The sequence below is a fragment of the Trinickia dabaoshanensis genome (assembly GCF_002879885.1).
Taxonomy (GTDB): domain Bacteria; phylum Pseudomonadota; class Gammaproteobacteria; order Burkholderiales; family Burkholderiaceae; genus Trinickia; species Trinickia dabaoshanensis.
In genome coordinates, this window is record NZ_PNYA01000102.1 from 1 (window position 1) to 250 (window position 250).

At 64.4% G+C, this 250-nt stretch carries 1 pseudogene; it reads right to left on the bottom strand.

Annotated features, from left to right (window positions below):
- A pseudogene (locus C0Z18_RS32565) lies at positions 1–250 on the bottom strand (DDE-type integrase/transposase/recombinase); the annotation flags it as partial.

Sequence of the window (250 nt, forward strand, 5' to 3'; positions counted from 1 at the left end):
TCTGGCCGGTACTTGCACGTCCGGAACAGCGCCTCGGCGTATGGGTTGTCGTTACTCACGCGCGGTCGGCTGAACGAAGCCACCACGCCCAAGTTTTCCAACGTTGCGAGCATCGTCGCGCCCTTCATCGCGCTGCCGTTGTCTGAATGCAGCACCAGCGGTCGCCCCGCCAAGCCCTCAGCCAAGCTTGTACGCCGCATGAGCAACGCGGCTAGCTCGGCCGATTCCGCCTCCTGCACTTCGTGCCCGA